We start from the raw sequence: 651 nt of genomic DNA, 5'->3' as shown, positions 1-651 counted from the left end.
ATATTGTACATGTTAACACAGTACAGTGCTATTTTATGTCATCTAATTTTATTATTAACTCTTTGATTAAAGATTGATATTGCATGTGATTCTTACAATTTGGTTTATAAGCTCCTACCCATTGACCATATTTTTGACATTCGATCATATCTACGCTATTAGTAATATTAGTCTTAAAGTAAAAACCTGTTTCTGCTAGCTGATCTAATAAGTCTTTAGTGGAATTAGTATGCTTTGTGGTTCTAGAAGCTAAGAAGGAATAAGGCTTATTTGCCATCATCGCAGCGGAAGCAGCTTGGTTCAAAGCGTTTTTATCTAATTCTGAAACTGAACAAGGGATAATAATAAAATCCGAAAGTATTGTAGCTTTGAGTGCAGCTGCCTGCATATTGGGCGGAGTATCTATAATAATAAAATCGTATTCTTTACTTAAAATTTCTAATTTAGGTTTTGGGTTGTCTTCATACAAAGGAATTACAAAATCATTTAAAGTATTACCTAAATCAGCCCAGAATATTGCATCTGGTTTATCTTTATCCATATCACATAACAGGGCTTTTTTACCCTTTTCTAATAATGCACCTAGTATGTTTATACTACTTGTTGTTTTTGTAGCACCACCTTTTGTTTGAGTAATAGATATTATATGTG

Annotated in this window: 1 protein-coding gene; it reads right to left on the bottom strand. The window is 31.5% G+C overall.

The genetic code is table 11. The annotated features are described in order from the left end of the window. Positions 1-28 precede the first annotated feature (28 nt). Positions 29-651, bottom strand: a 623-nt coding sequence (locus Megvenef_RS09750) for a ParA family protein (protein WP_322777712.1), incomplete at its 5' end; no start/stop codon positions are given.

Source organism: Candidatus Megaera venefica, from assembly GCF_034554655.1.
Taxonomy (GTDB): domain Bacteria; phylum Pseudomonadota; class Alphaproteobacteria; order Rickettsiales; family Rickettsiaceae; genus Megaera_A; species Megaera_A venefica.
The sequence above is the reverse complement of the archived record's forward strand: the minus strand, read 5'-3'. Positions and strand labels throughout refer to the sequence as shown.